Below are 26,163 nucleotides of genomic sequence, written 5' to 3'. Positions count from 1 at the left end.
TTTTTGTCCGAATGGAAACCTTTTTTTGAAAGAATGACAGCTTATTAATCATTTACTCTCTTATCTTTGTTTGCATAGAACCAGTACAACGTATAAACATGGATAGGGGATTTCTCATAAAATATGGTTATTTCTTATTTATTATCGGATGCCTGTTTTCATGCCATGAGTTGCCGTGCGATTGTTCCGTTTCTGAAGAACTGCTACACGAAGGGGATATTGTGTTCAGGAGAGGCACAGGTATGGCAAGCCGAATGGTTTTGGGGCTTGACCGGAAAGGCCGGTATTCTCATGTAGGTATTGTGGTGCGCCATCGGGATCGGTGGAAAGTGGTTCATGCCGTACCGGGCGAACCCGATGAAACAGGTGATGAAGATTTCGTGAAAATGGAAGAGCTCGGAGATTTCTTTGCGCCCGATAAAGCCGTGTCGGGTGCATTGATGCGTTTTCGTGCCGATTCGATTCTGGCCTGCAAGGCGGCTCTGAAAGCAATCGAAATTTATAACCGTCATACTCCTTTCGATCATTCCTATAATTTGAAAGATACTTCAAAAATGTACTGTACCGAATTAATTTGGTTTGTATACCGATGGGCCGGTATGGATGGGATGAAGCAACCTGACGTAGAACTGAATATCCCGGGATTATCGGGAACTTATCTGTTTCCTTCGGACGTGGCCGCTTTGGACGGACTGGTAGTGATTACTAACTATTAGTGTGGAAACAACAGAAAGTTTATCGCACCCTGAATGAAAAAACAATTGGAGAAACAAAACATAAATGTTGTTATTTATAACTTTTTACAAATCAATTTAAAATGTAATACTTATGAAGAAAGTGATTTATTGGGGATTGGCAATGATTTGCATGGCATGGGTCGTTGCTTGTGCTTCCGGTGGAAGTACTCCTTCGGATGCTGCCAGAAAATACGCGGGATACCTGCAATCGGGGAATTTTGAAAAATTCGTAGACGGTATATATTATGGAGATAAAGCATCTTCTGACGAGGTAAAAGAAGCCAAAAAGATGTTTCTGTCAGTATTGAAAGAAAAGGGGGCCAAGCAGATTGAAAAAAACGATGGCATTAAAAATATCGAGGTGCTTTCTGAAGAGATGGCCGAAGACGGACAATCTGCCATCGTGGAGTTGAAAACAACTTACGGTAATGGGAAAGAGAAAAAAGAAGAAATGAGTTTGGTGCGTGTCGGTAAAGATTGGAAGATGAAAATTAAAAAATAATATTCAATCTGCATCCGCACGATAGCTTTCGAGCAACTCATCGTTTCCCATCAAGAAAGGGGATGCGATGGGTTGCTCTCATTCTATTTTCGCCTCATCGGTTCGGAGATGTTTCGGTTGGGGGATAGTCCTTTTTATTCCTTAATAAGGTTATTTGCCGCTGTTGTAAACATGGTTGTTCTTGATTTGTTTGTTGGCAAACAGTTCATCAAGTGTTACAATGCGATACCCCTTTGCCTTGAGGTTGCGGATGACTGCGGGGATGGCTTCCACAGTCGTTTTGTGGATGTCGTGTCCCAAGATGATGGCATTCGGCGAGGCTTTCGACATTTCGCTTGCCGCGACTTCCTTTTCCCCGTCCGCCAGTCTCTGTTTTCTGTCATATACTGTATGCCGGTTTTGAAAACCAGTCGGTTAGACAAGCGTTCGCAACCGGTTCATACGCTTTGTTTTCACGCTGCGCATACGGACGGTTTTAAATCTGTTCCTTAATTCATGAGCATGCTGCTTCTGGGGAGGTTGGATATATGTAAACGGTGATTTCTCCCGCAGGCTGCCTCCGGTATCGGCAGGCTGTAAAGTTAACCCGCTTGCGAACAAGGCGGAAAGAGGTAGCCAAAGATGCTGAGGAGGGTGACGATATATAGTTTCATTAGTTTCCCTTATGGGAAACAAAAGTTTCCCCAGCGGGACACAAAAGTTTCCCCAGTGGGACACAAAAGTTTCCCCGGTGGGAAACTAAAGCTTCAATACGGGGAATCTGTGCTTCCTCGCCATCGGCAGAATGAGGCAAGCCCTGCTTCGGAGACATCGGACTGCGATTTCCGCAGAATGTCCCGTAAGCAGGGCTTGCCGTGGTGTCCGTATATGAGCGCTTCGGCCTACGATTTGTTGGCGCGCTTGCGCTCGATCTCGTCCAGAATTACCTTGCGCATACGCATTGCCTTCGGAGTAACCTCTACGTACTCGTCTTCCTTGATGTACTCCAGCGCCTCCTCGAGCGAGAACTGTACGGGAGGAATCAGGCGTGCCTTTTCGTCGGAGCCGGAGGCGCGCATGTTGGTCAGCTTCTTCGATTTGGTTACGTTGATCACCAGGTCGTTGTCGTGCGAGTGTTCGCCTACCACCTGACCGGCATACACGTCTTCCTGCGGGAAGATGAAGAACTTGCCCCGGTCTTGCAGCTTGTCGATGGCATACGCGAAAGCCGTTCCGCCCTCCATCGCAATCATCGAGCCGTTGGTGCGGCGTTCGATCTCCCCTTTGTACGGCTGATATTCTTTGAAGCGGTGGGCCATGATTGCCTCGCCTGCCGAGGCTGTCAGCACGTTGGTACGCAATCCGATGATGCCGCGCGAAGGCATGTCGAACTCGAGGTTGATTCGTTCGCCCGTATTCTCCATTTTCACCATTTCACCTTTGCGGCGGGTCACCATATCGATGATTTTGCTCGAATACTCTTCGGGCACGTTGATGGTGAGCTCTTCTATCGGCTCGCACTTCACGCCGTTTATTTCTTTGTAGATCACTTGCGGCTGTCCCACTTGCAGCTCGTATCCCTCGCGGCGCATGGTTTCGATGAGTACCGAGAGGTGAAGCACGCCGCGTCCCGATACAATCCATTTTCCGTCCTCTTCGCTCTTTTTCACGCGGAGCGCCAGATTCTTGTCGAGTTCCTTCGTAAGACGGTCGTGTATATGGCGTGAGGTGACGAACTTGCCGTCTTTGCCGAAGAACGGCGAATCGTTGATGGTGAACAGCATGCTCATCGTCGGCTCGTCGATGGCGATGGGCGGCAATGCCTCCGGACGCTCGAAATCGCATACGGTGTCGCCGATTTCGAACCCGTCGATACCTACCAGCGCGCACAAGTCGCCCGACGAAACCTCTGCCGTCTTCACCCGTCCCAAGCCTTCGAATACGTGAAGCTCTTTGATTTTGCTTTTAACGATGCTCCCGTCTCGCTTCACAAGCGATACGTTCATCCCCTCCTTCAGGGTGCCCCGATGCACGCGCCCGATGGCGATGCGTCCGGTGTACGAAGAGTAGTCGAGCGAAGTAATCAGCATTTGCGGAGTTCCTTCGAGCTTTTCGGGAGCAGGTATGTTTTCGATGATGCAGTCGAGCAGCGGAGCGATGCTATCCGTAGGCTTCTGCCAGTCGGTGCTCATCCAGTTGTTTTTTGCCGAACCGTAAATCACCGGGAAATCGAGCTGTTCTTCCGTAGCGTTGAGGCTGAACATCAGATCGAACACCATCTCGTACACCTCTTCCGGGCGACAGTTCGGCTTATCCACCTTATTTACCACCACAATAGGCTTTAATCCTATTTCCAAAGCCTTTTGCAGAACGAAACGCGTCTGCGGCATGGGCCCTTCGAAAGCGTCTACCAATAATATACATCCGTCGGCCATATTCAGCACGCGTTCTACTTCGCCGCCGAAGTCGCTGTGTCCCGGAGTGTCGATGATATTGATTTTAGTACCGTTGTAGCTGATGGATACATTTTTGGAGAGAATCGTTATCCCGCGTTCGCGTTCCAGATCGTTGTTGTCCAAAATAAGCTCGCCGCTGTTCTGATTGCTGCGGAACAGATTTCCGGCCAAAAGCATCTTGTCAACCAACGTTGTTTTCCCATGGTCCACATGGGCAATGATTGCAATGTTCCTAATATTTTGCATATAATACCTATTATTTGTCGGCAAAGGTACGAAAATAGGTGCATAAATAGTGCTATCGCTTTGTTTTTTTTGGATAAAACGTTGTAAGATATAAAGATAATACATATCTTTGCACGCTCAAAAGAATAATTTATCTATCAAACTTCTAAAAAATTATGTATTTAGACGCAGCTAAAAAGCAAGAAATCTTCGGAAAGTACGGAAAGTCTAACACTGATACTGGCTCGGCTGAGGCGCAGATAGCTTTGTTTTCATACCGTATTTCTCACCTGACTGAGCACATGAAGCTCAACAGAAAAGATTATAGTACAGAAAGAGCTTTGACAATGTTGGTAGGTAAGCGTCGTCGCTTACTCGATTACTTGAAGGCTAAAGATATCGAAAGATATCGTGCCATCATCAAAGAGCTTGGTTTGCGTAAGTAATTTTACTTACACTGAAAGGTTAAACGGAGGGTCTGCTGATTGGAAGCACACCCTCTTTTTTTATTTCCCCAAGTATTGGCGTTAATCATAAATATCCGTTAACTTTGCCGTATGAAGAAAAAGTTTCAGTTGGAAGTTCCCGGCGGAGCAACCCGCGTGCTGCTGCATACGTGTTGCGCCCCTTGCTCTTCGGCCATCATCGAATGCCTGATGCAAAACGGAATTACTCCGGTCATCTTCTACTTCAACCCCAACATCTATCCGGAAGAGGAATATATAATAAGGAAAGAAGAGTGCAGCCGCTATGCCCGCTCGCTGGGACTCGAAATAGTGGACGGAGACTACGACCACGAAGCATGGCGTTGCCGGATGAAAGGGATGGAGCAGGAGCCGGAACGGGGAGGACGCTGCCTGAGGTGCTTCAAGATGCGCCTGCTCGAAACCGCCCGCTATGCTCACGAGCATGGCTTCGGGGTCATTGCCACTACGCTTGCTTCGAGCCGTTGGAAAAGCCTCGAACAGATAGAAGAAGCAGGGCGCTATGCCTGCGAAAAGTATCCCGACGTCACTTATTGGAAACAAAACTGGCGAAAGGGCGGATTAAGCGAACGGCGTATCTCCATCATCAAGGAATATCAATTCTACAACCAGCAATATTGCGGTTGCGAATTCAGTATGCGAAAAGAAGAGTAACTGCATTTTTTAAGGACTATCATTGGGTCGGTATAAATATTTTGCTATTTTTGCGGTTAATATAATTATAATTTGTCAATATAGCACTTAAAATACTTTCAATATGGATGCAAGTAAGATTGTAGGAGAGAAGATCAAAGCCCTTCGTGAAGATAAATCGATCACGAGAGAAGAGCTGTCCGAGCGTTCCGGTCTGGCTGTCGAACAAATAAAGCGTATCGAAGAGAATATCGATATCCCGTCTCTGGCGCCGCTTATTAAAATTGCTCGTGTACTGGGTGTGCGGCTGGGTACTTTCCTCGACGATCAGGATGAAGTCGGTCCCGTGGTATGTCGCAAGAAAGAAGCCAAAGACGCAATCAGTTTTTCCAATAACGCCATCCACTCCCGCAAGCACATGGAGTATCATTCGCTCTCGAAATCGAAAGCCGACCGTCACATGGAACCTTTCATCATCGATGTGATGCCTATGAAAGATAGCGACTTCGTGCTTTCTTCGCACGAGGGCGAAGAATTCATCATGGTGATGGAGGGCACGATGGAGATAAGCTACGGGAAGGAAACCTATCTGTTGGAAGAAGGAGACAGCATCTATTACGATTCGATTGTTCCTCACCACGTACATGCTTACGAGGGAAAGGGAGCGAAGATACTGGCGGTTATTTACACGCCGGTGTGATGGCCGGCGGCGCGCTGTCTGTCGATTCAACGCTCGCCGCTCGTCTGTTTTGCTTATTGCTAACCACAAATTTCTTTTTTCATGCAACTATTCGAACGCACTCTCGGCCAGTGGCTTGAACACTGGGCCGAAGAGACTCCCGATCGGGAATACATCGTGTATTCCGATCGTAATCTTCGTTTTACTTGGAGCCGGTTCAACCTCCGCGTAGACGATATGGCGAAAGGACTTGTCGCTATCGGTGTGGAGCGGGGTACTCGCGTGGGTATCTGGGCGGCCAACGTTCCCGATTGGCTGACTTTGCTGTACGCCTGCGCCAAGATAGGGGCGGTTTGCGTCACGGTCAACACCAATTACAAACAATCGGAACTGGAATATCTTTGCCATCATTCCGACATGCACACGCTTTGCATCGTAAACGGCGAAAAGGACAGCGACTTCGTGGAGATGACGTACGCCATGCTCCCCGAACTCAAAACCTGTGAGCGCGGACATCTCAAGAGCGAGCGTTTTCCGCACATGCGCCACGTGGTTTATATCGGTCAGGAAAAGCATCGGGGAATGTTCAACACATCGGAGCTGCTGCTGTTGGGGAACAACGTTGCCGACGACCGCCTGAATGAATTGAAAGCGCGGGTGGACTGCCACGATGTGGTGAACATGCAGTACACATCGGGCACTACAGGTTTCCCGAAAGGGGTGATGCTGACTCATTATAATATAACGAACAACGGATACCTCACCGGCGAACACATGAAGTTTACCGCCGACGACAGGCTATGCTGTTGCGTTCCGCTATTTCATTGCTTCGGAGTGGTGCTCGCCACCATGAACTGCCTCACGCACGGCTGCATGCAAGTAATGGTAGAGCGGTTCGACCCGTTGCTTGTGCTGGCTTCCATCCATAAAGAGCGGTGTACGGCTCTCTACGGAGTGCCCACCATGTTTATCGCCGAGCTTCATCATCCCATGTTCGGCTTGTTCGACATGTCTTCCCTTCGCACCGGAATCATGGCGGGCGCTTTATGTCCGGTGGAGCTGATGAAGCAGGTGGAAGAAAAAATGTATATGAAAGTAACCAGCGTGTACGGACTTACGGAGGCGGCGCCCGGTATGACAGCTACCCGTATCGACGATTCGTTTGATGTGCGTTGCCATACGGTGGGGAGAGATTTTGAGTTTACCGAAGTGAAAGTGATCGATCCCGAAACGGGCAAGGAGTGTCCGCCGGGTATGCCGGGAGAAATGTGCAGCCGGGGATATAATACGATGAAAGGCTATTATAAAAATCCGGAGGCAACGGCGGAGGTGATTGATGAAAACGGCTTCCTCCATTCGGGCGATATCGGAATTAAAGATGCCGACGGCAATTACCGGATCACGGGGCGCATCAAAGACATGATTATCCGTGGCGGCGAGAATATCTATCCCCGCGAAATAGAAGAGTTTCTTTATAGGCTCGAAGGTATAAAAGACGTGCAGGTGGCAGGCATCCCTTCGCGGAAATACGGCGAAGCGGTAGGCGCGTTCATCATTCTGCATGAAGGGGTGGAGATGCATGAGAGCGATGTACGCGATTTTTGTCGGAACAAGATCGCTCGCTACAAGATTCCGAAATATGTGTTCTTCGTCAAAGAGTTTCCGATGACGGGAAGCGGGAAAATCCAGAAGTTCAAGTTGAAAGACTTGGGGCTTCAACTGTGCAAAGAGCAAGGCATAGAGATAGTCTGACCGGAAGACCGGTTGCTTTCTCCATCATTCCAGCGAGGTGATGATGTTGGGCTTGCGATAGTCTGACCGGAAGGCCGGTTGTTTTCTCCATCTTTGTTGCGCTGTTTTCCCAATAGAATCACTTAAATCTTACCCAAGCTTAGGGACGTTGCCCTATTCTTGGGTAAGTTTATGAAGACACACCATAATTATATATAAGAACGATAGGCTCAGGTCTTGTTACAGCTTTCGTATCTTTTTGCGTGGGGCGTCTATCTCTTTGGGATTGCCCTTGTAAGCCACGCTTCCGCTACCGGAAACGCGCGCTGTGAGTTTCTTGTCGGCATGACACTTTATATCGCCCGAACCGGAGACGCTAGCCGATGTGTTGACTGCCCGCAGACCGGAAGCTGAGATGTCTCCGGAACCTGCGATGCGGTATTTCGCTTCGCCCGTTTGTCCACTAAGAACCACATCGCCCGATCCGGCTATGCTCACAACGCATGTCTTGCTTTGTATCTTTTGCAGTTTGATATCGCCCGACCCTCTGACGGAGACGGTTATCGCTTCGCATTGAAAGCCTTCTCCTGCTATATCGCCCGATCCGTTGACGGTAACATCTATGTTTTTGTTTGTCTGTATGCCGTTGGCCAATTTGATGTCTCCCGAACCGTTGACGGTGATCTTGTTCAGTTCGGGTGAAGAAACCTTGACGATGAGCTTGCCCCTATTGATGATACGGGTATTTTTCTTGAATTTTACGGTCAGTGTGCCTTTGCTGGTATATGTTTCTAGCAACGGAACAATGTTGTCGGAGCCGTAAATTTCCACAGTGGTGGAAGCGGATTGTCTGTACACGATGTCGGCGCTTCCCAATAATTGAATGGCGTTGAAACGGTCTGCTTCCACTTTTTGGGTAACATAGTTTTTGCTGGCTACTACGCGCTTGGTTTGTGCATGAGCGATTGTGAACGATGTCAGCAGCAACACAGACATCATCAGGCTTAAGGAAAATGTTTTCATTTCGTTGGTTTTTATGAGTTTATAAGTATAAGGTTTACTAATTGCCTATCCATGCTATATTTATTAGACGTAGCTGATAGAGAAAAAGTTGCACTGCCTATATAACAAAAAATGCATTTGCCTAAAAAGATTGTTTTATTTAGGCAAACGCTGTTTCCTATTTAAGCAAGACTCTTTCCTTCGAGACAGAACAGAGCTTCTTTTTATGCGGTATGAACTTTTTTTATACAACCGTATTTATTCATGTGTTTTCTTCTTCAGCAGAATCACCGGATTGCCGCTTTTATCGGATAGAATAATTTCATCCTCTTCGTCTCCATGTCTGATTCGGCTTGCTTCCGAAAGCGCCTTCAGTACGTTTGTCTCCAATTCCATGTCAGGACATGCCATCATAGTGCCCGCTATTTCTTCCAATTCTATCTTGTCATTCTTATTCGATAGTCTGAAACCTCCCATAATACGGTTGCACCCGCTGTTTCCGTAAATCCTTTTTTCTTCTGTATCAAAACCGATAAAAGGTAACGGATTGGCCGACACTTCCTGTCTGTTTACCTCCACAATATTCCATTCGCCTTTTAATTCGGACATAGTTACTGTGTTTTTTGTATTCTTGCACGACGAGAGTAGCAAAAGGCTGAATACCAACCCGAACATCATTTTCTTATTTTTCATTGCTCTTTGTATTAATGTTTAATTTTTTTAAGATCATTGTTTCGTCTCTTTACAAGTATAGCCACTTGTTAATAAGGTTTATCGCTTTTTCTTTTTCTGCTTCGGGCAGTGTGCTGATACGCGCTTTGTGACTTCCACCGGGCTCTATAAACACGTGTATGTTGTTTTTCTTTTTCAACCAGGTTACTCCGGCTGCCGTCCACGGGTCGTTTTCGCCGTAAATAAATATCATTTTCGGATCATTCTTTTTCAAGAACCGGGTGATTTTCTTGCTTAGCGTCTTGTCGAAAGGTATCCCCTTCAACTCTTCAGGAAGCATCAGCCGATGCAGGTATCCTTTGCTCGACTTGATGGAAAGGTGCTTTTTGAATGGGCGGATATCGTAGCCGTAATACCCTAATTCGCGTGCAGCCTGTACAAAAAAAGGGGCGGCAGGGTTGTTTTTCATGAAATAATTGGGATTACTGATATCCAGCAGGTGGGTCAATATCTCGTCATCGGTAGCGTCCGGGGCAGGAATGTTTTCCACGGGAGTACCCCACTGCCAAAGCGCAAAGGCGTATTCCAACACCGAATAGTCGTATATCTCTTCGATGGAGGCGCGGAACTGATAACCTTTTTCCGTACAATATTGTTTGAAGAGAGGAAGTAGCGCGGGTTTTCGTTTCAGCGCTTCCATTTGGAAGTTCTCAACCAATTTGCGATTCTCGGGAGTGGATATCTTTCTGAGAAAAGGCTCGTGTCTTCCGTCTTCCGCCGCATAGCAAAGAGGAGCTACGTAAGGAACGGAGATGTCCACATCGTCGGGATAGAATGTACGGTATAGCAGAGTGGTTTGCCCTCCTTTGCTGATACCCGTCGCAATCCATTTACCCGGATAGATATTTTTGAAAGCGGAAGTAACGGCATGCAGATCGTCAGCAGAGTTTTCCGCTGTCAGGTATTGCCAGTCTTTGGGGTCGGGAGTGGATTTTGAAAAATAGCGATACTCCACGAATATCATATTGGCATTTAGCAACTTCGAGAGTTCTTCGCGGTATTTGGGGTGGAAAGCGTATTCCGCCGCATATCCTTCGGTCACAATTACCGTAGGACGGTCGAACCCGACATGAGCCACAATAACCCTTTGTCGGAAATTCCCTTTTTCCGGAGACTTGTGGTTCAAGGGTTGAGTGAAATAAGCTACATACTTTTCGGTAAATTTTTCAGATTCAAGAGGTTTGATTTCCGTTATGGCGGAAATCTCATTCAGCTTATCCAGCAGGGTTGTCTGCGCAGATAATGTTGCCGGTATGCCGATTAGCATGAGTATCAGACATACGGCATGGCAAGTACGTGGGATTTTCATGTTGCGATATCATTTGGTTTGTGGGCAAAGGTAGGTAAATCCTTTGAAAAAAATAGCTTTCTGATTTGTTTATCTCAGGCGGGTATATATCTTTGCATGGAATATTCTTTTTTACAGAATCGGTTCGTGATTCGCGGATAAATATACATGAATGCAGTTGTAGACGACAAAGAAATAGGACGCTTGATTATACGCACTCATCCGAGGGCGCGGAAAATTGTGTTCCGGACAAAGAGCGATGCTGTTTATGTTTCTGTTCCTCCGGGTATTTCTTTGAAAGAAATAAACCGGGCGGTGGAAGAGTTGCGCGGACGTTTGGTTATTGCCCGCAGGCAAATTTCCCGTCCTTCCATTGATCTGGATTATAAGATTGATACGTATTTCTTTCAGCTTTCTTTGGTTTCGGGCGATACGGATTGTTTTTTTGCCAATTTGAAGCCGGGGTATATGGAGATTGTCTGTCCCCGTGAAACCGACTTTGCGAACGAGAAACTGCAACATTGGCTGCGTAAGGTAATTGAAGAATCGTTGAAGAAGAATGCACGCAACATCCTTCCCCTGCGCTTAGACCGGCTCGCCCGACAAAACGGGCTGTCATACAGCAATGTGCGAATCGGTTCCAGTCGTGGGCGTTGGGGCAGTTGTTCGGCAAATAAGGGCATCAATCTTTCTTGCTTCCTGCTTCTTTTGCCCGTGCATCTTGTAGACTATGTGCTGCTTCATGAGCTTTGCCATACGCGTGAGATGAATCATGGCGATCGTTTTTGGCGGTTGCTCGATGAGTTGACGGAAGGCAAAGCTTTTTCTTTGCGTGAAGAATTGAAGCAATATCGAGCGGAGGTGTGACGATTGGCTATGGAGGTATGGTTGCGTGTCTCTTTACCCTGATAGCCATCAAGAAATTTACCGGGGCAATTGCTTGATACCGTCTTCATCTCTTTCAAAACGGTAAACGCCTCCTTTTTCGCTCAGGTCGAACGTGGAAACTTCGTCTGTCCGGTTGTCTACGATGAGCAGTGCGCTTTGTTCGGCAAACCGTCCGAACTTAATGGTGCATGGCTCATCGGTCATCTTGCGGCTGTCGATAAGGCTGTCGTTTACAAACAACGAAATCGAGTCTCCGGCAAATCCTTTGGTCAGGCTGATGGTATACGTTTCGGTAAAATGCAGTTCTGCTTGTTTGTCTCTTTGCAATCGAAGGCTCATATACACAAAGATTACCACGACAAAAATGACTGCGAAAGCCAGAATGCCGTTGCCTATCATAAACTGTTTATTCGTGTTGAGTCTGTGCGCCATAACCGCTATTTTTTAAGATTAGGGTGTAAAGATACGAATATCGGGGCGTTAAATCATACTTTTTTTATTTAATGTTTTGTAGTCGAATAGATTATTTATATCTTTGCAACCGAAAACGGATGAAAGGTGGAGGGGCAATTAAGCTCCTTTTTTTGTTCTTATATAGCAAATAAATGATAGAAAAGAAAACTGTATCTCAAATTGTTGAAGAATGGCTGGAGGGAAAAGATTACTTTCTGGTGGAAGTGACCGTAAGCCCTGATGATAAAATTGTGGTTGAGATTGACCATGCCGAAGGCGTTTGGATTGAAGACTGCGTAGAGCTTAGCCGTTACATCGAGTCGAAGTTGAACCGTGAAGAGGAGGATTATGAATTGGAAGTGGGTTCGGCCGGAATCGGACAGCCTTTCAAAGTGTTGCAGCAGTATTACATCCATGTCGGGCAGGAAGTGGAAGTCTTAACTAAGGACGGACGCAAACTGGCCGGAGTGCTGAAAGACGCCGATGAGGAAAAATTCACGCTGGGGGTTCAGAAGAAAGTGAAGCCTGAAGGAGCGAAGCGTCCAAAAATGGTGGAAGAAGATGAGACCTTTACTTACGAGCAAATAAAATACACTAAATACTTAATTAGTTTTAAATAGTTATGGCCAAAAAAGAAGAGACAATCAGCTTGATTGACACATTTTCGGAATTTAAAGAACTGAAGAATATCGATAGAACTACAATGGTGAGCGTGCTCGAAGAGTCGTTCCGTAGCGTAATCGCGAAAATGTTTGGCACCGATGAAAATTACGACGTAATCGTGAACCCGGATAAGGGGGATTTTGAAATATGGCGTAACCGTGAAGTTGTGGCGGATGAGGAATTGACGAATCCCAATATGCAAATTTCGCTTACCGAAGCGCGCGAAATCGATGCTTCGTACGAAGTGGGCGAGGAGGTGACTGACGAGGTTATCTTTGCCAAGTTCGGGCGTCGCGCCATCCTTAACCTTCGTCAGACGTTGGCTTCCAAAATTCTGGAATTGGAAAAGGACAGTCTGTATAATAAGTATATAGATAAGGTGGGAACCATCATCAATGCGGAAGTATACCAGATTTGGAAAAAGGAGATTTTGCTTTTGGATGATGAAGGCAATGAACTGTTACTCCCTAAAACCGAACAGATTCCAAGCGATTTTTACCGGAAAGGGGAAATGGCGCGTGCCGTAGTAGCGAGGGTGGATAATAAAAACAACAATCCGAAGATTATTCTGTCTCGTACTTCTCCGGTCTTTCTTCAACGGTTGTTCGAATTGGAAGTGCCCGAGATTAACGACGGGTTGATTACCATCAAGAAGATAGCCCGCATGCCCGGTGAACGTGCCAAAATAGCGGTGGAATCTTACGATGACAGAATAGATCCGGTAGGAGCCTGTGTCGGTGTAAAGGGCAGTCGTATTCACGGAATCGTTCGTGAGTTGCGTAATGAAAATATCGATGTGATTAACTATACCTCGAATATATCGTTGTTTATTCAACGCGCTTTGAGTCCGGCTAAAATATCTTCTATCCGTTTGAACGAAGAAGAAAGAAAGGCAGAAGTGTTTCTGAAGCCGGAAGAGGTGTCGCTTGCCATCGGTAAGGGCGGTTTGAACATTAAGTTGGCAAGTATGCTGACCGAGTATACTATCGACGTGTTCCGCGAACTGGATGAGAGCGTGCAGGATGAAGATATCTATCTCGATGAATTCAGAGATGAGATTGACGGATGGGTGATCGATGCTATCAAAGCAATCGGAATAGATACTGCGAAAGCGGTGTTGAACGCGCCTCGTGAGATGTTGATTGAAAAAACAGACCTGGAGGAAGAAACGGTAGACGAGGTTATTCGCATTTTGAAATCGGAGTTTGAGGAATAGTAATATTTACCGTTCAGTAAATAAATAACAATCCGGCTCCATTTAATTATTAAATTTAAGATATGACGATAAGGTTAAACAAAGTAACAAGGGATTTAAATGTGGGAATTTCAACGGTAGTTGAGTTCCTGCAGAAGAAAGGGTATTCCGTAGAGGCTAATCCTAATACCAAAATTAGTGAGGAGCAATACGCTATACTCGTCAAAGAGTTTAGCACAGATAAGAATCTTAGACTTGAATCGGAGCGTTTCATTCAGGAACGTCAGAATAAAGATCGCAATAAAGCCTCGGTATCGATTGAAGGTTTTGCAAAAGAACCGGAGAAACCGAAAGCAGACGATGTGATCAAGACTGTGGTTCCCGAAGATGTTCGTCCGAAGTTTAAACCTGTCGGAAAGATTGATTTAGACAATTTAGGAGGTCGGAAGATAGAAAAAGAGCCGGAAAAGAAAGAACAGCCGGAAGTTGGGCAACAGAGTGCAAAGGCTGAGGTGAAGAAAGAAGAAGTTGCAGAATCCGCGGTAAAAGATGAAAGGGTACTGCAAGAGGCGGTGGAAACCAAACCGGCGGAAGTAGAGAATGTGGTGAAAGAAATGAGTAAAGAGGAACCAAAAGTAGAAACCTTGCCTGTAAAGGAAAAAGAGGCTAAGGAAGATAAGAAGGCTGCCGGTTCGGGTGAAGCTGTTTCCGACGAAGAATCGGATTCAAAGGATGACGAAATCTTCAAGATCCGTCAGCCGGAACTGGGGGCAAAGATCAATGTCATCGGTCAAATAGACTTGGCGGCGTTGAACCAGTCCACACGACCGAAGAAAAAATCGAAAGAAGAAAAGCGTAAGGAACGCGAAGAGAAAGAGAAAATCCGTCAGGATCAGAAAAAACAGATGAAAGAAGCCATCATCAAGGAGATTCGCCGGGAGGACACAAAATTGTCGAAAGGCGGAAAGGATGCTGAGGCTGGGGGAAGTAAGAAGAAACGGAATCGCATCAATAAAGAAAAAGTGGATGTGGACAACGTGGCTACTTCTCATTTCGGAGGTTCGAGACAAGGAAAAACTAACGGACAAGGCGGTGGCAAGAAGAGTCATGGTAAAGAACGCTTTAAGAAACCGATTATCAAGCAGGAGGTCAGTGAAGAGGATGTAGCAAAACAAGTGAAAGAAACATTGGCGCGCCTTACGACTAAAGGAAAGAGCAAGGCTTCCAAATATCGTAAAGAGAAACGTGAAATGGCTTCCAGCCGTATGCAGGAATTGGAAGATCAGGAAATGGCGGAAAGCAAGGTGCTGAAGCTGACGGAGTTTGTAACGGCCAACGAATTGGCAACTATGATGGATATCTCTGTCAATCAGGTTATCGCTACTTGCATGAGTATCGGAATCATGGTTTCCATCAACCAGCGTCTGGATGCCGAAACAATCAATATCGTGGCCGAAGAGTTCGGTTTCAAGACGGAATATATCAGTGCCGAAGTGGCACAGGCCATTGTTGAAGAAGAAGACGCACCGGAAGACTTGCAACCGCGCGCGCCTATCGTTACGGTTATGGGACACGTCGACCACGGTAAAACTTCATTGCTCGACTACATTCGCAAGGCAAATGTAATTGCGGGTGAAGCGGGAGGTATCACGCAGCACATCGGAGCTTACAATGTGAAGTTGGAAGACGGGCGCCGTATAACCTTCCTCGATACTCCGGGGCACGAAGCGTTTACTGCCATGCGTGCCCGTGGAGCTAAGGTGACGGATATCGCTATTATCATTGTGGCTGCAGACGACAGCGTGATGCCGCAAACCAAAGAAGCGATCAATCATGCAATGGCTGCCGGTGTACCTATTGTGTTTGCTATCAATAAGGTGGATAAGCCGACCGCCAATCCCGATAAGATTAAAGAAGAGCTTGCGAACATGAACTTCCTTGTGGAGGAATGGGGAGGTAAATATCAGTCGCAGGACATTTCAGCCAAACAAGGTCTGGGTGTGGCCGAACTGATGGAAAAGGTATTGCTGGAAGCTGAAATGCTTGAGTTGAAAGCGAACCCTGACCGTAACGCCACGGGGTCTATCATCGAGTCTTCGTTGGATAAGGGACGCGGATATGTAGCGACAGTTCTGGTGTCGAACGGTACGCTGAAAGTAGGCGATATCGTTCTGGCGGGAACAAGCTACGGACGTGTGAAGGCTATGTTCAACGAACGCAACCAACGTGTGAAAGAAGCGGGACCGTCTGCTCCGGCACTGATTCTCGGATTGAACGGAGCGCCGGCAGCCGGTGATACGTTCCATGTAGTAGAGACCGACCAGGAAGCCCGTGAAATTACGAATAAGCGTGAGCAGCTGGCTCGTGAGCAAGGATTGCGTACACAGAAGATTCTGACTCTCGATGAGCTTGGCCGTCGTATCGCTTTGGGTAACTTCCAGGAATTGAACATCATCGTGAAGGGTGACGTGGATGGATCGGTCGAGGCGTTGAGCGACTCGTTGATCAAATTGTCCACAGAGCAGATTCAGGTGAATGTGATTCACAAGGGAGTGGGTCAGATTTCCGAATCGGATGTTTCTCTGGCTGCCGCTTCCGATGCGATTATCGTAGGATTCCAAGTGCGTCCTTCCACCGCAGCCGCCAAGATGGCAGAGCAGGATGGAGTAGACATCCGTAAGTACTCGGTAATCTACGATGCCATCGAGGAAGTGAAGTCGGCTATGGAAGGTATGTTGGCGCCTGAGTTGAAAGAACAGGTGACTGCTACGATAGAGGTTCGCGAGGTATTCAATATCACCAAGGTGGGTATTGTAGCCGGAGCGATGGTGAAGACCGGAAAGGTAAAGCGCAGCGACAAGGCTCGTTTGATTCGCGACGGTATCGTTATCTTCACAGGGAACATCAATGCGTTGAAACGTTTTAAAGACGATGTGAAAGAAGTCGGCACGAACTTCGAATGCGGTATCAGTCTGGTAAACTGCAACGATATGAAAGTAGGCGACGTTATCGAGACCTTCGAGGAAATTGAAGTGAAGCAGACTTTGTAACGGGAAAAGAGATAAGTTGCTGCTATATGGCTTGATGCTGTTGTGGCAACATACTTATCTGTAAGGATAAAGGGTGGTAATGTGGTACTGTTTGCAGAACACCACCTTACCACTTTTTTTATCCGTTGTTTCCCGATATCCTTTATAGGGCTATATAATAGAATAGTTATGACTTTGATCGACATAATCATCCTTTTCTTTATAGGTATAGGAGTAGTGACCGGACTGATGAAAGGATTCATCCGGCAATTGGCTTCCATTCTCGGGCTGATAGTAGGATTATTGGCTGCAAGGGCGCTGTATCAGGCTTTGGCGGAACGCTTATGTCCTGCACTGACAGATTCTATGACGGTGGCTCAGGTTTTGGCTTTCGCCATTATCTGGATAGCTGTACCGCTGCTCTTCTCGTTGGTGGCTTCGTTGCTGACAAGAGCGTTGGAGGCTGTTTCCTTAGGATGGCTGAACCGTTGGCTGGGAAGCGGGTTGGGAGCAATAAAATATATGCTTCTGGTCAGCCTTATGATCTTTGTAATCGAGTATATCGATGGTGATAATAAGTTAATCGGTGCAACAAAAAAGAAAGAGTCTGCGTTATACTATCCGATGGAAAGATTCGGAAAAATATTTTTCCCTGCCGCCAAAAATATGACAGAACAATATATATTAGAACATAAAGATGCAACAAGAAGAACCCAATAAATATGTAAAAGAACTTACGAATGAGAAGTATAAGTACGGCTTTACAACCGATGTGCATACCGAAATCATCGAGCGAGGGCTGAATGAGGACGTGATCAGGCTCATTTCGTCGAAGAAGAACGAACCCGAGTGGTTGCTCGAGTTTCGTTTGAAAGCGTACCGGCATTGGCTGACGCTGGAAATTCCCACATGGGCGCATCTCCATATTCCTGAGATAGACTATCAGGCTATTTCGTACTATGCCGATCCCACGAAGAAGAAAGAGGGTCCGAAGAGCATGGATGAAGTAGATCCTGAGTTAATCAAGACATTCAATAAGTTAGGTATTCCTCTGGAAGAGCAGATGGCGTTGAGCGGGATGGCTGTGGATGCAGTTATGGACTCTGTATCTGTAAAGACCACTTTCAAAGAGACGTTGATGGAGAAGGGAATCATATTCTGCTCATTCAGCGAAGCGGTACGCGAACATCCCGACCTTGTCAGAAAATATATGGGATCGGTAGTCGGCTACCGCGACAATTTCTTTGCCGCATTGAATTCCGCCGTGTTTTCCGATGGGTCCTTCGTCTATATTCCTAAAGGTGTTCGCTGTCCGATGGAACTTTCCACTTACTTCCGCATCAATGCCCGTAACACCGGGCAGTTCGAACGCACGCTCATTGTGGCGGACGATGATTCTTATGTTTCTTATCTGGAGGGATGCACGGCTCCCATGCGCGATGAGAACCAGTTGCATGCCGCCATTGTGGAGATTGTGGTGCACGACCGTGCGGAAGTGAAATACAGTACGGTTCAGAACTGGTATCCGGGGGATGCCGAAGGCAAAGGCGGCGTATACAACTTCGTGACGAAGCGCGGCAACTGCAAAGGTGTGGATAGTAAACTCTCTTGGACACAGGTAGAAACGGGATCCGCCATTACTTGGAAGTATCCTTCCTGCATTCTGACCGGAGATAATTCGACAGCGGAATTTTACTCGGTAGCGGTGACGAACAACTATCAGCAGGCGGATACCGGTACCAAAATGATTCACTTGGGGAAGAATACCCGCAGCACAATCGTGAGTAAAGGTATCTCTGCCGGATACAGCGAGAATTCGTATCGAGGCTTGGTGCGTGTGTCGGAGAAAGCCGACAATGCCCGTAACTACAGTCAGTGCGACTCGTTGCTGCTGGGCGATAAGTGTGGAGCGCATACTTTCCCTTATATGGACATCCATAATGAAACGGCTGTGGTGGAACACGAGGCTACTACCAGCAAAATTAGCGAAGATCAGGTATTTTACTGCAACCAGCGCGGCATTTCGACCGAAGATGCCATCGGCCTGATTGTAAACGGATATGCGAAAGAGGTATTGAACAAACTGCCTATGGAGTTTGCGGTGGAAGCGCAAAAATTGCTCAGCATCTCGCTGGAGGGTAGTGTAGGATAAACAAAATCGAAGAAGAGAAATGAACGGACAACGGATAGGTTGGTTGTTGGTGTTGCTGCTTTCTTTCGGATTGATTCGCGCGCAACGCTATACGGAGAGTGAACGCAGATGGAGTTTTCAGGGAACGATTGGCCCGGCAATATCTGTGCTTTCACAGCATCCGTCGCATCACAAGTCGTCAACCGGATTTACCGCAGCGTTGGGGGTCGAGTACTATCTGCCCGAAAGCCGGTTTTCGCTCAAGGCGGGTTATCTGAGTGAGGAGATTAATCTGACTTCCTCTGTGCAGAAGAATCTTACACAACTGGAGCTTGGCGGACGCTACTATATATTTCCCGAACACTTCTGGGTGCAGGCATACGGTGGACTTTCCGCAGCATGGAATTTCGCCTCCCGGACAGAAAGCGGAGTGATCGAACATTTCCATTATAATATGATTACCGAGAAGAGCGAGCTGACACGTCGGGAGCATTATGATCTGAAGTCGCCTCGTCTTTCTCTGATGCCGGGCATAGGGTTGGAGATACCTTTGCTATCGTGTCTCATGCTTACTGTCGAATATCAGTTCCGTATGGGATTAGGTGCAAACCATACTGTGGAAGATCGGTCTTTCGCCCCTGTTCGTACCGACTATATACGTGCCAAGGGATTTCGGCACGGTTTGAACTTCGGGCTGAAGATAGACTTTCCTTTTACTTTGACACAAGGGGATGGAGATACGATTTTCGACTGGATTTTCGGCAGATAGTTTTGAATAAGAAACAGATAAAATTAGATAAATAGACTATGTTAGAAATAAAAGATTTGCATGCCGGCATTAACGGCAAAGAAATATTAAAGGGAATTACCCTTACGGTGAAACCGGGCGAAGTGCATGCCATCATGGGACCGAACGGATCGGGAAAAAGTACGCTTTCTTCGGTGCTGGTAGGCAACCCCACTTTCGAAGTGACGAAGGGATCGGTAAGCTTTTACGGTAAGGATTTACTGGAACTGTCGCCCGAAGACCGTAGCCACGAAGGTATCTTTCTTAGCTTTCAGTATCCGGTGGAGATACCGGGGGTGAGCATGGTGAACTTTATGCGTACCGCTGTGAACGAACAGCGAAAGTATAAAGGTCTGCCGGCACTCTCCGCCAGCGAGTTCCTGAAACTGATGCGTGAGAAGCGCGCCGTGGTGGAGTTGGACAACAAACTGGCCAACCGTTCGGTGAACGAGGGTTTTTCGGGCGGGGAAAAGAAACGGAACGAGATATTCCAGATGGCGATGCTCGAGCCGCGCCTGAGCATTCTCGACGAGACCGATTCCGGTTTGGATATCGACGCGCTCCGTATTGTAGCCGAAGGCGTGAACAAACTGAAGACTCCCGAAACAAGCACCATTGTGATAACTCACTACCAACGCTTGCTCGACTATATCAAGCCCGATATCGTTCATGTGCTTTATAAAGGGCGCATCGTGAAGACCGCCGGTCCGGAGCTGGCTTTGGAACTTGAAGAAAAGGGGTACGACTGGATTAAGAAAGAGTTAGGAGAATGATGATGAACGCAGAACAACAATATATCGATCTCTTCACACATACCGAAGCCATGATATGCAAGCATAGCGCCGATGTGCTGAATGCGCCGAGGGCTGCCGCTTTCGCCGATTTCGAACGGATCGGATTCCCTGCTCGTAAAGTGGAGAAATATAAATATACGGATGTAAGCAAATGCTTTGAGCCCGACTTCGGCTTGAATCTCAACCGGTTGGATATCCCGGTAAACCCCTACGAAGTGTTTAAGTGCGATGTGCCCAATATGAGTACGGCTTTGTATTTCGTGGTGAACGACGCGTTTTACGGTAAATCGTTGCCCAAGCATCATTTGCCTGAGGGAGTGATTTTCGGCAGCCTGAGAGAAGCGGCGCAGCAGTATCCCGAACTGGTGAAGAAATACTACGGGCAGCTGGCTGATACTGCGAAAGACGGAATAACCGCTTTCAACACCGCCTTTGCACAAGACGGAGTCTTCTTTTACGTTCCCAAGAACGTGGTGGTGGAGAAGCCCATCCAGTTGGTGAACATTCTTCGCGGCGATGTCGATTTTATGGTCAACCGCCGGGTGCTGGTTGTCCTTGAGGAAGGGGCGCAGGCACGTCTCCTGATCTGCGACCATGCCATGGACAATGTAAATTTTCTGGCTACTCAAGTGATTGAAGTGTTTGCCGGTGAGAATACGGTATTCGACATGTATGAACTTGAGGAAACGCATACAAGCACGGTGCGTATTAGCAACCTGTATGTCAGGCAAGAAGCAAACAGCAGTGTGTTGTTGAATGGTATGACGTTGCATAACGGAACTACCCGAAATACGACCGAAGTGGTATTGGCGGGCGAAGGAGCCGAAATCAACCTTTGCGGCATGGCGATTACGGATAAGAACCAGTATGTGGATAATCATACGACCATCGACCATGCAGTGCCCAACTGCACCAGTAATGAACTTTTCAAATATGTGCTCGACGAACAGTCGGTCGGGGCTTTTGCCGGATTGGTGCTGGTACGTCCCGGAGCACAGCATACCGCTTCGCAACAGACGAACCGCAATCTTTGCGTCACGCGCGAAGCCCGTATGTACACGCAGCCTCAGTTGGAGATTTACGCCGACGATGTGAAGTGTTCGCATGGAGCTACCGTGGGGCAACTCGACGAGAATGCCCTGTTTTATATGCGTGCCCGTGGCATTGCCGAGAAAGAAGCGCGTCTGTTGCTGATGTTCGCATTTGTCAATGAGGTAATTGATAAGATTCGTCTCGATCCTCTCAAAGAACGCTTGCACCTGCTGGTGGAGAAACGTTTCCGCGGCGAATTGAACAAATGTCAGGGATGCGCTATCTGTAAGTAATATCTGTCTAATTCGAATCTTAAGGTTCCCTTCCAAAGCATAATCAGGATGTACGATATACAAAAAATACGTGAAGACTTTCCGATACTGAGCCGGGAAATATACGGCAAGCCGCTGGTCTATCTGGATAACGGCGCTACCACACAGAAACCTCGTGTGGTGGTGGATTCGATAGTGGACGAATACTACTCCGTCAATGCGAACGTGCATCGTGGAGTGCACTACCTCTCGCAGCAGGCCACCGAGCTTCACGAAGCCTCGCGCGAGACGGTGCGGAGGTTTATCAACGCGCGCAGCACCAACGAGGTGATTTTCACGCGCGGAACCACCGAGAGCATCAACCTGCTTGCTTCGAGCTTTGGCGATGAGTGTATGCGCGAGGGCGACGAAGTGATTGTTTCGGTGATGGAGCATCACAGCAACATCGTTCCCTGGCAATTGCTCGCTGCCCGCAGGGGGATTGCCCTCAAGGTGATTCCGATGAACGATCGGGGCGAGCTGCTGCTCGACGAGTATGAAAAGCTTTTCACCGAGCGGACGAAGCTTGTCAGCGTTGTTCATGTATCGAATGTGCTGGGAACGGTGAATCCCATCAAAGAGATGATTGCCACCGCCCATGCGCACGGAGTGCCTTTCCTCGTAGATGCCGCGCAGTCCATCCCTCACACGGCGGTGGATGTGCAGGAGCTGGATGCCGATTTTCTGGTGTTCTCCGGTCATAAGGTTTATGCGCCGACGGGTGTCGGAGTGCTTTACGGCAAAGAAGAGTGGCTCGACCGCCTGCCGCCCTATCAGGGAGGAGGAGAGATGATTCAGCATGTCTCTTTCGAGAAAACCACGTTCAACGAGCTGCCTTTCAAGTTCGAAGCAGGTACGCCCGACTATATCGGTACGACAGGTCTTGCCAAAGCGCTCGATTACGTCTCCGCCATCGGCATGCAACAGGTGGCGGTTTATGAGCACGAACTCACCCGGTATGCCTTGCGCCGGCTGAAAGAGATTCCCGGCATGCGTATTTTCGGCGAAGCAGCCGATCGCGGTGCGGTGATTTCTTTTCTGGTGGGGGATATTCATCACTTCGACTTGGGGACATTGCTCGACCGCCTCGGGATTGCCGTCCGCACCGGGCATCACTGTGCACAGCCACTGATGCAGCGGTTGGGCATAGAAGGAACAGTCAGGGCTTCGTTCGGACTGTATAACACCAAAGAAGAAGTAGATGCGCTTGTAGCCGGAATCGAACGGGTAAGCCGCATGTTTGGATAATGTTAGTCTTGGCTTTGCTCTGCGCTTATGCCAATGAGAGATTTCATTCTGAAAGAAATACGTGAATGTCAGTCCGGCTGTGCAAGGATGTGCGGCCGGACTTGTTTTTTGCTTCTTCTCTAAAGAAAATTTCGTGTTTGCCTCAGAAAGGCGTTTAACAGGATCGGACTTTGGACACAGGAGAGCCTTTCGCTCCATTGCAATCATTTCGGCAGCCGGACTGTGAATACCCCTTTCTGAACCGGATAGAGCAAAGTTCTTTTGTGGAAAATCTGTGAACTGAAGATGTCCGCTCGGGCGGGTATATTTTCTGCTTACGGTGGGTATGTATGCCCGATTCGGTGAACATATATACTCACCTCGGTGGCTATATATGCCTACCGCGGTAGATATATATGGTCATGTAGGATGACTATATATGGCTACCACGGTGACTATATATGTATTGTTGCGGGGATATTCTTCATGACGTTCAGGGCGAAAAAGCGATAAGAATTCAGGCTTTCCGGAAGGGTTTCATTCGGGATGACGGAAAGCGAACTTTCATGCGTACTCACTGTTTCAATCTCTGTTTCTTTTCCTCATTCGGGATGATGGGAAACGAACCTTGTATATCGACCGTGAGACGAAGAAACTGGCTAAGCCTCGTTCGAAATGATTGGAAATAAACTTTCGCAACATAAGCAATGGTCTGCATTCTACCGAATTCTCACCCGAAAGGATTGGAAACAAATCGGGAGTCTTTTTGTATTCTTCGATTGTGATTAAATCTGTCTCATCCGAAATGATTGGAAATAAACCCCGTTTTTTGTTCTTTTTGCTCCCGTTTTTGCTTTTTTTGTGTGTAATATTCATTTTATCCCTCTTTTTCCTTGCTTTTTTCATCCCGCTTGTTTACTTTTATGCTTCGTTAAACCTAATTAATTTTAATTTTATGGACAGTTTTCTTTTTTGGATTGTTCCGGTTGCATCCGTACTGGCGCTTTGCTTTGCGTATTATTTCCATAAGCAGATGATGAAAGAGAGCGAGGGTACTCCTCAAATGGTGAAGATTGCAGTGGCGGTGCGCAAAGGGGCGATGTCTTATCTGAAGCAGCAATATAAGATTGTGGCTTATGTTTTCTTGGGATTGGTCATACTGTTTTCGATTATGGCTTACGGCTTCCATGTGCAGAACGCATGGGTTCCCGTGGCATTCCTCACGGGCGGATTCTTCTCCGGGCTTTCGGGCTTTCTGGGAATGAAGACGGCAACGTACGCTTCGGGGCGCACTGCCAACGCAGCCCGCAACTCGCTGAATGCCGGACTGAGAATCGCTTTTCGCAGCGGGGCGGTGATGGGATTGGTCGTAGTCGGTCTGGGACTACTCGATATTTCTTTTTGGTATCTGCTGCTCAACGCGGTGATTCCCTCCGATGCGCTCTCGCCCACCCATAAGCTGTGTGTGATTACCACCACGATGTTGACGTTCGGCATGGGAGCTTCCACGCAAGCGCTCTTTGCCCGTGTGGGCGGAGGTATCTATACGAAGGCCGCCGATGTGGGCGCCGACTTGGTGGGAAAGGTGGAGGCCGGCATTCCGGAAGACGATCCGCGCAATCCGGCAACGATTGCCGATAATGTGGGCGACAATGTGGGCGATGTGGCAGGCATGGGCGCCGATCTGTACGAGTCGTATTGCGGTTCTATATTGGCAACCGCCGCGTTGGGGGCTGCCGCCTTCATCCACTCCGAAGACACGGTGATGCAATTTAAGGCGGTGATTGCCCCGATGCTGATTGCTGCGGTGGGAATCTTGCTTTCCATCATCGGAATCTTCTCCGTGCGCACCAAAGAGAACGCCACGATGAAAGACTTGTTGGGTTCGTTGGCGTGGGGTACGAATTTGAGTTCGGCGCTGATTGTAGTCGCCACTTTCCTGATTCTTTGGTTGCTCCGGCTCGACAATTGGGTATGGATCTCCTGCTCGGTAGTGGTCGGCCTTTTGGTGGGCATCATCATCGGACGGTCTACGGAATACTATACCTCCCAGTCGTATACTCCCACGAAGAAACTGAGTGAAAGCGGCAAGACCGGTCCGGCTACCGTAATCATCTCCGGTGTCGGTCTGGGGATGCTCTCTACGGCCATTCCTGTGATAGCTGTCGTGGCCGGTATCATCGCTTCTTATCTGCTGGCTTCGGGAGGCGACTTTGCCAATGTGGGAATGGGACTTTACGGAATCGGCATTGCCGCTGTGGGCATGCTTTCTACGTTGGGCATTACGCTGGCTACCGACGCTTACGGCCCGATAGCCGACAATGCGGGTGGAAATGCCGAAATGTCCGGGTTGGGCGAGGAGGTGCGCAAACGTACCGATGCGCTCGATTCGCTTGGAAACACGACGGCAGCCACAGGCAAAGGCTTTGCCATCGGCTCGGCTGCGCTTACGGGACTGGCATTGTTGGCTTCTTACGTCGAAGAGATACGTATCGGACTCAACCGCCTCGGTAGCGTCGACCTTACGTTCCCCGGCGGAGAAACCATTCCCGTAGCGAAAGCTACGTTCATCGACTTTATGAATTACTATGAAGTGAACCTGATGAATCCGAAAGTGTTGGCAGGAATGTTCCTCGGTTCGATGATGGCGTTCCTCTTCTGCGGGCTGACCATGAATGCCGTAGGACGTGCGGCAGGACACATGGTGGATGAAGTGCGGCGGCAGTTCCGCGAGATAAAAGGAATCCTGACCGGCGAAACGGAGCCCGACTACGAGCGTTGCGTGGCAATTTCCACCAAGGGAGCGCAGCGTGAAATGATAGTTCCTTCGCTTATCGCGATTATCGCTCCCATTCTGACAGGACTGATCTTCGGTGTTCCCGGTGTGTTGGGATTGCTTATCGGCGGACTGAGCAGCGGTTTCGTGCTGGCTATCTTCATGGCCAACGCAGGCGGTGCGTGGGACAATGCGAAGAAATACGTGGAAGAAGGGAACTTCGGAGGTAAGGGGAGCGAGGTGCACAAAGCCAATGTAGTGGGCGATACCGTAGGCGACCCGTTTAAAGATACTTCCGGCCCCAGTCTGAACATCCTTATCAAGCTGATGAGCATGGTAGCTATCGTAATGGCAGGACTAACCGTTGCTTGGAGTTTGTTCTAAGCATTCGTGATTTTATTTTCATATCTTTGCACCCGGTTGAAAAC

Annotated in this window: 23 protein-coding genes; 17 read left to right on the top strand and 6 right to left on the bottom strand. The window is 48.0% G+C overall.

What is annotated here, in order from left to right; translation table 11 throughout:
• The first annotated feature begins 98 nt into the window (after positions 1-98).
• Positions 99-716: a YiiX/YebB-like N1pC/P60 family cysteine hydrolase gene (locus C234_RS15800; RefSeq protein ID WP_051290149.1), complete on the top strand. Its 618-nt coding sequence runs from the start codon at positions 99-101 to the stop codon at positions 714-716.
• A 112-nt stretch (positions 717-828) separates the two neighbouring features.
• Positions 829-1,239, top strand: a complete 411-nt coding sequence (locus C234_RS15795) for a DUF4878 domain-containing protein (protein ID WP_051290148.1) — start codon at positions 829-831, stop codon at positions 1,237-1,239.
• A 150-nt stretch (positions 1,240-1,389) separates the two neighbouring features.
• On the opposite strand, the gene C234_RS16700 is transcribed toward C234_RS15795, so the two are convergent.
• A complete protein-coding gene (locus C234_RS16700; RefSeq protein ID WP_027324731.1) occupies positions 1,390-1,569 on the bottom strand; it encodes a polysaccharide deacetylase family protein in 180 nt (59 codons plus the stop codon).
• A 551-nt stretch (positions 1,570-2,120) separates the two neighbouring features.
• Positions 2,121-3,920 carry a translational GTPase TypA gene (gene typA, locus C234_RS0104050; RefSeq protein ID WP_027324730.1) on the bottom strand — a complete coding sequence of 600 codons (1,800 nt, stop codon included), beginning with the start codon at positions 3,918-3,920 and terminating at the stop codon, positions 2,121-2,123.
• Between the two features lie 155 nt (positions 3,921-4,075).
• Here typA and rpsO point away from each other — a divergent pair, with 155 nt between their 5' ends.
• The 4 genes from rpsO to C234_RS0104030 all read left to right on the top strand — a co-directional run bounded on the left by rpsO (position 4,076) and on the right by C234_RS0104030 (position 7,448).
• Positions 4,076-4,345: a 30S ribosomal protein S15 gene (gene rpsO, locus C234_RS0104045; RefSeq protein ID WP_027324729.1), complete on the top strand. Its 270-nt coding sequence runs from the start codon at positions 4,076-4,078 to the stop codon at positions 4,343-4,345.
• 111 nt (positions 4,346-4,456) lie between these two features.
• The gene (locus tag C234_RS0104040) at positions 4,457-5,038 is read left to right on the top strand and encodes an epoxyqueuosine reductase QueH (protein WP_027324728.1); all 582 of its coding nucleotides are present in this window, start codon (positions 4,457-4,459) and stop codon (positions 5,036-5,038) included.
• Positions 5,039-5,141: 103 nt separating this feature from the next.
• Entirely contained in the window at positions 5,142-5,717 is a 576-nt protein-coding gene (locus C234_RS0104035; protein WP_021646335.1) for a helix-turn-helix domain-containing protein, read from the top strand.
• An 81-nt stretch (positions 5,718-5,798) separates the two neighbouring features.
• Positions 5,799-7,448 (top strand): AMP-binding protein, encoded by a 1,650-nt coding sequence (locus C234_RS0104030; RefSeq protein ID WP_027324727.1) that lies wholly within the window; start codon positions 5,799-5,801, stop codon positions 7,446-7,448.
• A 219-nt stretch (positions 7,449-7,667) separates the two neighbouring features.
• Here C234_RS0104030 and C234_RS0104025 read toward each other — a convergent pair whose 3' ends face one another.
• From C234_RS0104025 to C234_RS0104015, 3 genes are all read right to left on the bottom strand, one after another.
• Entirely contained in the window at positions 7,668-8,450 is a 783-nt protein-coding gene (locus C234_RS0104025) for a head GIN domain-containing protein (protein WP_027324726.1), read from the bottom strand.
• A gap of 237 nt (positions 8,451-8,687) precedes the next feature.
• Positions 8,688-9,122 (bottom strand): META domain-containing protein, encoded by a 435-nt coding sequence (locus C234_RS15790; RefSeq protein WP_051290147.1) that lies wholly within the window; start codon positions 9,120-9,122, stop codon positions 8,688-8,690.
• Between the two features lie 49 nt (positions 9,123-9,171).
• Complete coding sequence (locus C234_RS0104015; RefSeq protein ID WP_027324725.1) at positions 9,172-10,470, bottom strand: S28 family serine protease; 1,299 nt, start codon at positions 10,468-10,470, stop codon at positions 9,172-9,174.
• A gap of 147 nt (positions 10,471-10,617) precedes the next feature.
• On the opposite strand from C234_RS0104015, the gene C234_RS0104010 reads away from it, so the two are divergent.
• Positions 10,618-11,316, top strand: a complete 699-nt coding sequence (locus tag C234_RS0104010) for a YgjP family zinc-dependent metalloprotease (RefSeq protein ID WP_027324724.1) — start codon at positions 10,618-10,620, stop codon at positions 11,314-11,316.
• 57 nt (positions 11,317-11,373) lie between these two features.
• Here C234_RS0104010 and C234_RS0104005 read toward each other — a convergent pair whose 3' ends face one another.
• Positions 11,374-11,769, bottom strand: a complete 396-nt coding sequence (locus C234_RS0104005) for a hypothetical protein (protein ID WP_027324723.1) — start codon at positions 11,767-11,769, stop codon at positions 11,374-11,376.
• Between the two features lie 173 nt (positions 11,770-11,942).
• Between C234_RS0104005 and rimP the strand changes: the two genes are divergently transcribed.
• The 10 genes from rimP to C234_RS0103950 all read left to right on the top strand — a co-directional run bounded on the left by rimP (position 11,943) and on the right by C234_RS0103950 (position 26,119).
• Positions 11,943-12,410: a ribosome assembly cofactor RimP gene (gene rimP, locus C234_RS0104000; protein ID WP_027324722.1), complete on the top strand. Its 468-nt coding sequence runs from the start codon at positions 11,943-11,945 to the stop codon at positions 12,408-12,410.
• Between the two features lie 2 nt (positions 12,411-12,412).
• Positions 12,413-13,669: a transcription termination factor NusA gene (gene nusA / locus C234_RS0103995; RefSeq protein WP_027324721.1), complete on the top strand. Its 1,257-nt coding sequence runs from the start codon at positions 12,413-12,415 to the stop codon at positions 13,667-13,669.
• A 62-nt stretch (positions 13,670-13,731) separates the two neighbouring features.
• Positions 13,732-16,698 (top strand): translation initiation factor IF-2, encoded by a 2,967-nt coding sequence (gene infB, locus C234_RS0103990; protein ID WP_027324720.1) that lies wholly within the window; start codon positions 13,732-13,734, stop codon positions 16,696-16,698.
• Positions 16,699-16,866: 168 nt separating this feature from the next.
• On the top strand, positions 16,867-17,397 hold the full coding sequence (locus C234_RS0103985; RefSeq protein ID WP_027324719.1) for a CvpA family protein: 531 nt from the start codon (positions 16,867-16,869) through the stop codon (positions 17,395-17,397).
• Complete coding sequence (gene sufB, locus C234_RS0103980; protein ID WP_027324718.1) at positions 17,375-18,829, top strand: Fe-S cluster assembly protein SufB; 1,455 nt, start codon at positions 17,375-17,377, stop codon at positions 18,827-18,829. The genes C234_RS0103985 and sufB overlap by 23 nt, the downstream gene beginning before the upstream one ends.
• A gap of 19 nt (positions 18,830-18,848) precedes the next feature.
• On the top strand, positions 18,849-19,577 hold the full coding sequence (locus C234_RS0103975; RefSeq protein WP_027324717.1) for a hypothetical protein: 729 nt from the start codon (positions 18,849-18,851) through the stop codon (positions 19,575-19,577).
• Between the two features lie 38 nt (positions 19,578-19,615).
• Positions 19,616-20,368, top strand: coding sequence for a Fe-S cluster assembly ATPase SufC (gene sufC / locus C234_RS0103970; protein WP_027324716.1), 753 nt, complete (start codon positions 19,616-19,618; stop codon positions 20,366-20,368).
• A gap of 2 nt (positions 20,369-20,370) precedes the next feature.
• Positions 20,371-21,714 carry a Fe-S cluster assembly protein SufD gene (sufD, locus tag C234_RS0103965; protein ID WP_027324715.1) on the top strand — a complete coding sequence of 448 codons (1,344 nt, stop codon included), beginning with the start codon at positions 20,371-20,373 and terminating at the stop codon, positions 21,712-21,714.
• Between the two features lie 48 nt (positions 21,715-21,762).
• Positions 21,763-22,980, top strand: a complete 1,218-nt coding sequence (locus tag C234_RS0103960) for an aminotransferase class V-fold PLP-dependent enzyme (RefSeq protein ID WP_027324714.1) — start codon at positions 21,763-21,765, stop codon at positions 22,978-22,980.
• A 934-nt stretch (positions 22,981-23,914) separates the two neighbouring features.
• The gene (locus tag C234_RS0103950; protein WP_027324713.1) at positions 23,915-26,119 is read left to right on the top strand and encodes a sodium-translocating pyrophosphatase; all 2,205 of its coding nucleotides are present in this window, start codon (positions 23,915-23,917) and stop codon (positions 26,117-26,119) included.
• The last annotated feature ends 44 nt before the right edge of the window (positions 26,120-26,163 follow it).

This window comes from Bacteroides pyogenes DSM 20611 = JCM 6294 (assembly GCF_000428105.1).
In the GTDB taxonomy this organism is placed as follows: domain Bacteria; phylum Bacteroidota; class Bacteroidia; order Bacteroidales; family Bacteroidaceae; genus Bacteroides; species Bacteroides pyogenes.
Note: the sequence above shows the minus strand (reverse complement) of the source record. Positions and strands in the feature narration are given on the sequence as shown.

Coding starts and splice junctions, on each gene's coding strand:
- sufB (WP_027324718.1), top strand. CDS start 17,375: ATGCAACAAGAAGAACCCAATAAATATGTAAAAGAACTTACGAATGAG.
- rpsO (WP_027324729.1), top strand. CDS start 4,076: ATGTATTTAGACGCAGCTAAAAAGCAAGAAATCTTCGGAAAGTACGGA.
- C234_RS15790 (WP_051290147.1), bottom strand. CDS start 9,122: ATGAAAAATAAGAAAATGATGTTCGGGTTGGTATTCAGCCTTTTGCTA.
- rimP (WP_027324722.1), top strand. CDS start 11,943: ATGATAGAAAAGAAAACTGTATCTCAAATTGTTGAAGAATGGCTGGAG.
- sufC (WP_027324716.1), top strand. CDS start 19,616: ATGTTAGAAATAAAAGATTTGCATGCCGGCATTAACGGCAAAGAAATA.
- C234_RS0104035 (WP_021646335.1), top strand. CDS start 5,142: ATGGATGCAAGTAAGATTGTAGGAGAGAAGATCAAAGCCCTTCGTGAA.
- nusA (WP_027324721.1), top strand. CDS start 12,413: ATGGCCAAAAAAGAAGAGACAATCAGCTTGATTGACACATTTTCGGAA.
- C234_RS0104005 (WP_027324723.1), bottom strand. CDS start 11,769: ATGGCGCACAGACTCAACACGAATAAACAGTTTATGATAGGCAACGGC.
- C234_RS15800 (WP_051290149.1), top strand. CDS start 99: ATGGATAGGGGATTTCTCATAAAATATGGTTATTTCTTATTTATTATC.
- C234_RS0103975 (WP_027324717.1), top strand. CDS start 18,849: ATGAACGGACAACGGATAGGTTGGTTGTTGGTGTTGCTGCTTTCTTTC.
- C234_RS0103960 (WP_027324714.1), top strand. CDS start 21,763: ATGTACGATATACAAAAAATACGTGAAGACTTTCCGATACTGAGCCGG.
- C234_RS15795 (WP_051290148.1), top strand. CDS start 829: ATGAAGAAAGTGATTTATTGGGGATTGGCAATGATTTGCATGGCATGG.
- C234_RS0104025 (WP_027324726.1), bottom strand. CDS start 8,450: ATGAAAACATTTTCCTTAAGCCTGATGATGTCTGTGTTGCTGCTGACA.
- infB (WP_027324720.1), top strand. CDS start 13,732: ATGACGATAAGGTTAAACAAAGTAACAAGGGATTTAAATGTGGGAATT.
- C234_RS0104015 (WP_027324725.1), bottom strand. CDS start 10,470: ATGAAAATCCCACGTACTTGCCATGCCGTATGTCTGATACTCATGCTA.
- C234_RS0104010 (WP_027324724.1), top strand. CDS start 10,618: ATGAATGCAGTTGTAGACGACAAAGAAATAGGACGCTTGATTATACGC.
- C234_RS0104040 (WP_027324728.1), top strand. CDS start 4,457: ATGAAGAAAAAGTTTCAGTTGGAAGTTCCCGGCGGAGCAACCCGCGTG.
- sufD (WP_027324715.1), top strand. CDS start 20,371: ATGAACGCAGAACAACAATATATCGATCTCTTCACACATACCGAAGCC.
- C234_RS16700 (WP_027324731.1), bottom strand. CDS start 1,569: ATGTCGAAAGCCTCGCCGAATGCCATCATCTTGGGACACGACATCCAC.
- C234_RS0103950 (WP_027324713.1), top strand. CDS start 23,915: ATGGACAGTTTTCTTTTTTGGATTGTTCCGGTTGCATCCGTACTGGCG.
- C234_RS0104030 (WP_027324727.1), top strand. CDS start 5,799: ATGCAACTATTCGAACGCACTCTCGGCCAGTGGCTTGAACACTGGGCC.
- typA (WP_027324730.1), bottom strand. CDS start 3,920: ATGCAAAATATTAGGAACATTGCAATCATTGCCCATGTGGACCATGGG.
- C234_RS0103985 (WP_027324719.1), top strand. CDS start 16,867: ATGACTTTGATCGACATAATCATCCTTTTCTTTATAGGTATAGGAGTA.